General features: G+C 54.4%; 5 protein-coding genes and 1 pseudogene. 3 read left to right on the top strand and 3 right to left on the bottom strand.

The window, feature by feature from the left end; translation table 11 throughout:
• Nucleotides 1–424 precede the first annotated feature (424 nt).
• Nucleotides 425–1,060: a LysE family translocator gene (locus K0H48_RS20735; RefSeq protein ID WP_219268952.1), complete on the top strand. Its 636-nt coding sequence runs from the start codon at nucleotides 425–427 to the stop codon at nucleotides 1,058–1,060.
• A 6-nt stretch (nucleotides 1,061–1,066) separates the two neighbouring features.
• Here the strand turns inward: K0H48_RS20735 and K0H48_RS20730 are convergent, their stop codons facing one another.
• Nucleotides 1,067–1,819 (bottom strand): NBR1-Ig-like domain-containing protein, encoded by a 753-nt coding sequence (locus K0H48_RS20730; protein WP_257627072.1) that lies wholly within the window; start codon nucleotides 1,817–1,819, stop codon nucleotides 1,067–1,069.
• A gap of 169 nt (nucleotides 1,820–1,988) precedes the next feature.
• On the opposite strand from K0H48_RS20730, the gene K0H48_RS20725 reads away from it, so the two are divergent.
• Both K0H48_RS20725 and K0H48_RS20720 read left to right on the top strand, forming a co-directional pair.
• On the top strand, nucleotides 1,989–2,795 hold the full coding sequence (locus K0H48_RS20725) for a 2OG-Fe(II) oxygenase (RefSeq protein ID WP_219268951.1): 807 nt from the start codon (nucleotides 1,989–1,991) through the stop codon (nucleotides 2,793–2,795).
• 24 nt (nucleotides 2,796–2,819) lie between these two features.
• On the top strand, nucleotides 2,820–3,479 hold the full coding sequence (locus K0H48_RS20720; protein WP_219268950.1) for a LysE/ArgO family amino acid transporter: 660 nt from the start codon (nucleotides 2,820–2,822) through the stop codon (nucleotides 3,477–3,479).
• Here the strand turns inward: K0H48_RS20720 and K0H48_RS20715 are convergent.
• Together K0H48_RS20715 and K0H48_RS20710 are read right to left on the bottom strand one after the other, a co-directional pair.
• Nucleotides 3,429–3,758 (bottom strand): hypothetical protein, encoded by a 330-nt coding sequence (locus K0H48_RS20715; protein WP_138813927.1) that lies wholly within the window; start codon nucleotides 3,756–3,758, stop codon nucleotides 3,429–3,431. The two genes, K0H48_RS20720 and K0H48_RS20715, sit on opposite strands and share 51 nt — an antisense overlap.
• Before the next feature lie 238 nt (nucleotides 3,759–3,996).
• A pseudogene (locus tag K0H48_RS20710) lies at nucleotides 3,997–4,274 on the bottom strand (hypothetical protein); the annotation flags it as partial.

Below are 4,274 nucleotides of genomic sequence, written 5' to 3'. Positions count from 1 at the left end.
CCCAAACCCAAACACTGAGTTCTTTCAGGAGAATTGCAGTGCCTTTACTGGGGCTGCTTCGCAGCCCAACGCAGGGCAAGCCTGCTCGCCACAACAGCCCAATGGCCACTAACCGGTTGTGTAGAGACCTATGGTCATCGCAGGCAAGCCAGCTCCCACATTGGTCGGTGTACATCTGTTGAAGCAGTGTCAGCAGTAAAAAAGACCTTGGGACGCCAGGGTCTTTTTTTTGCCTGCAGGGTTCAGATCAGACGTGCAGGATATTTCTACCGAGTACGCGACGATATTTTTGTACGGCAGCAGGCGAAGTCGATCATTTGCCTCTACGTGTGGTGTATGACGTTTTGCTCGCGGATCTGTATCTAACGCCCTGCTTTTCAACGCCCTACCATGGCACCCAGCACAATACTGCAGGAGTGACACCATGCCCGAACTGTCCAGCTGGCTTGCTTATGGCCTGGTCTCCCTCGGCATGGTGCTGACGCCTGGGCCGAATATGATTTATCTGATTTCCCGCTCGATCTGCCAGGGGCGCACGGCCGGGTTGATTTCCCTCGGTGGCGTTGCTTTGGGTTTCCTCGTTTATATGTTCTGCGCGGCGCTGGGGATTACCGCATTGGTGATGGCGGTGCCGTTTGCCTACGACGCGCTGCGGCTCGGTGGCGCGTTGTACCTGGTATACCTGGCCTGGCAGGCGGTGAAACCGGGTGGCCGGTCACCGTTTCAAGTGCGGGACTTGCCCCAGGACAGCCCGCGCAAGTTATTCATGATGGGCTTGGTGACCAACCTGCTGAACCCCAAAGTGGCGGTGATGTATTTGTCGTTGTTGCCGCAATTTATTGACCCGAATGGGCATGGCAGTGTGCTGATGCAATCACTGATCCTGGGCTTTACGCAGATTGCCATCAGCGTGAGCGTCAACGCGCTGATTGCAATGATGGCGGGTTCTATCGCGGTGTTTTTCGTCACCCGGCCAAGCTGGCAGGTGGTTCAGCGTTGGGTGATGGGCTCGGTGCTGATGGGCTTGGCCGTGCGGATGGCGGTTGAAGGGCGGCGGTAAGGTCATTCAGCGCGCCATGACGTTGACGATCACATGCAGGATGAACGCGGGGCTGTAGCAGGGCTGGCCGTGTTCGTCCTCGATCCGCCATATGGAAGTGACGGTACACGTCTCCTTGGGCGCGGCGAATTCCACCGTGATATGCACCGGTTGGCCGGGTAGTGTTTCTGCAATGGGGATTTCGCTGCTCAGACTGCGCAGGTGTGTGTCCATCACCACTTCCAACGGCGCGCCCGTGGCGGTGCGTCGGGCGATGACGTATTCACCGTCCACACGGACCAACTTTCGAGCGCGCCAGGGGCGGGTGCCGAGGTTTTGAAGCTCCCAGGTTTTTTGAAAGATTTCACCGGGCAGCACAACGGTTTGGTCGGGGGTGGTCACGTCAGCGTTGAAGACGGCGATGTCACTCGTGTCACGCAGGCCGATTGCTCGGTTGGTGATGGCCATTGAGTTGGCGTCCGTCGGCGCGCCCGCCAGGTCAGCGAAATAGCGGAACAACAGCAGCGGTGAAACCTGTAGCGCTTTGGCCAGCTTGATCAGCGTCCGTACTGAGGGATCTTGTGAAGCGCCGCCCGCCAACCCGTAGAGGTAAGTTCTGGAGATGCCGGCTTCCTTGGCCAATGTGGTCATGGGTTTGCCCAGTTCTCGGCTGCGCCTTACGACTAGAGCGCGGAGGGTGTCGCGAGTCTTGATGCTCAATTTAATTGTTAATCCCTGTCCTTGATGTGTCGTCACTTTGTTCGCCAAAAAGGACAACATGCTCGTCGTCAAGTGTATTCGGCAATGCACACTCACACTTCTGCTGGCGACGTTGTGACGGACATGGAAAGGTCCCTTTTGGGTTGGCTGTATCCAGTGTCGCGGTTTCTCACATGCTTGCGAACCTTGTGTGTGTTGCATTCCTTTACATCAATCTTTGGATATAGCTATGACTCAAATAAAAGCGTGCTGTGAATCCATTGCTCGATCAGGCTTTGGCACCCTACAAATATCTGATGCGATGCTGCAGGACTACAGAAAAATCGTTGAGGGGTACGCGGCAATTTCTCAAACCACCAAAGAGTCATTTTCCTTTGCCTATGAAACGGACGGCTTTTTCCCTTTTGGCGCCGAGTATTCGGGTAATGAAGATCACCCTGATCTATGTGAGCGGTTTTGCTACTGGCCCGCGCACGCGCCGAAACGAAAGGCTTTCGAGTTCACTCGAAGCCCTTTCTTCATGGCAGTGGATAGTTTTGAGAGACAGATCAGTGAGGTCGCTCAGGAATTAATGGATGGCATTTGTCGAGAGTTTGGAGTCGCGCCATTGGCGTCCTTTCGCTCTGCGTCCTACCTGCAGCTCTGTGTCTATGGTGCGCAGGCAACAAATTGCGTGCGTCGATTCGCTCAGGACCCTCATGAAGATGGTCATATGTTGTCGTTTATCAAACCTACCCGCGAGGGGCTGGTTTTGGTGAGGGGGCGTTCATTAGAGCCTGTTCGCCTTCTGGAAGGTGAGATTGCAGTGTTGGCGGGTTCTTTGCTCACAGAACTTTCCGATCATGCAATTCCTGCGGCCTACCATGCTGTTATTGCGCCGCATAAACCTGTTGCTAGAAGCTCTTTGATTTACTTTGCTAATCCGAGCCCGGAGCAACTGCTGACGAGTTTTTTTCGCAGGCAAGCAATCGATCTTACCGGTGCTGTGAATGCTCGTCATACCGGCTTCGGTAATCAGCCTATTCAACCCAGCTAGTATCCTTGCGGACACGAACACTCCATGTTTACTAATGTTAGTGCCCTTTACGTCGAAGGCTTGCTTTTGGGCATCGGATTGTTCGCCGCTCCTGGCCCCAAGGACACTTTGGTCATACGCCAAGGTGTCAGCCGTGGCCCTCTATGGGGAGTGGTTGCCATCTGCGTGCTCGCCGACGTCCTTCTAATCGCCTTTGGCATTTCGGGATTGGGTTCGTTGTTGGCGCGCCGCCCAGAGATAATGGCGTTTTTCCTGCTATCAGGCGCGGCTTATCTGCTGTGGTTCGGTACTCAACGCTTACGAGCGTGCATCCGCAATCAATCCATGCCGGACACGCAAGGTGGTAATTCGCAACGCGGACTTTTACGCACGGCGATAGTCCTTGGTTTTGCCAACCCCTACGCCTGGCTCGACACAGTGGTGCTGATCGGCTCTATCGGCGCAGCCAAACCCGCAGGCCAACAAGCACTGTTCGCGACAGGTGCCATGACAGCGTCATTAATCTGGTTTGTGCTGTTGGCGCTGGGATGTCAGCGGTTGGCTTTATTGTTTCGCACGCCCGTAGTCTGGCGATGTCTGGACGCTGGCGTCGCCGTATTGATGGTGTACCTGGCTGGTATGTTGATCACTGACTCACTGGATATCTTTCAGGTAGTCCTTGAGGGTAGTCAGCGGGGCGCTTAGCTCGTCAAGGCTGCTGGCCTGTTGCACACCGGTGGACAGTTTGAGCAGTTCACGGCCCAGTACAGTGTCGGCGCCGCCCAGTGCATTTAATGCCTGGGCCATGCACTCATTAAGCTTCAGTTGAATGGTCGCTAAATCCCCCTGGCGCACCAACAACCCAAACACTTCGCGCTCATACCCATCCATCACCAGGTCATCGCGCAGCAACGGGCTCGCGCCGTCCGTCTCATGCACCAGCTTGAGAGCAAAAAGCGCAACAGCTTCCAGCGTCAATTCCATGGTTCCGATTCCTCATGTCTGCGTTCGCCCACACATACTCACTTTTCTGCGGGCGAAAAAAAAGCCCTTGAATTTCAAGGGCTTTCTTTCGAGTCTGTGTAAGAGCGGGTTAGAGCCGGTTTGATAGTCACCATCAGAAGGTGCATGCGCGCCTACGCACATTCCAGGTCTGCTGATTCACCGACCTTTGCTCGCCGCCGACCAGCCCTCTATATAGCTGCAACCCTGGCACCGTGGATTAATCGAAAAGAATTTCAGGAAGGGGGTTGACCACATATTTGAATACTGTAATATTCGCCTCCCGCTGACGAGCAGCTTGAAGCCGGTTCTGGTTCAAGTAGTTGATTTTGATAAAGAAATCGCTTGACAGCAAATGAGGTCGCTGTAGAATGCGCGCCTCGGTTGAGACGAAAGATCTTAACCAACCGCTCTTTAACAACTGAGTCAAGCAATTCGTGTGGGTGCTTGTGGAGTCAGACTGATAGTCAACAAGATTATCAGCATCACAAGTTACTC

It is taken from the genome of Pseudomonas sp. Xaverov 259 (assembly GCF_019352915.1).
Taxonomy (GTDB): Bacteria; Pseudomonadota; Gammaproteobacteria; order Pseudomonadales; family Pseudomonadaceae; genus Aquipseudomonas.
This window is presented reverse-complemented; position numbering and strand designations above follow the sequence as displayed.

Coding starts and splice junctions, on each gene's coding strand:
- K0H48_RS20735 (WP_219268952.1), top strand. CDS start 425: ATGCCCGAACTGTCCAGCTGGCTTGCTTATGGCCTGGTCTCCCTCGGC.
- K0H48_RS20730 (WP_257627072.1), bottom strand. CDS start 1,819: ATGTTGTCCTTTTTGGCGAACAAAGTGACGACACATCAAGGACAGGGA.
- K0H48_RS20725 (WP_219268951.1), top strand. CDS start 1,989: ATGACTCAAATAAAAGCGTGCTGTGAATCCATTGCTCGATCAGGCTTT.
- K0H48_RS20720 (WP_219268950.1), top strand. CDS start 2,820: ATGTTTACTAATGTTAGTGCCCTTTACGTCGAAGGCTTGCTTTTGGGC.
- K0H48_RS20715 (WP_138813927.1), bottom strand. CDS start 3,758: ATGGAATTGACGCTGGAAGCTGTTGCGCTTTTTGCTCTCAAGCTGGTG.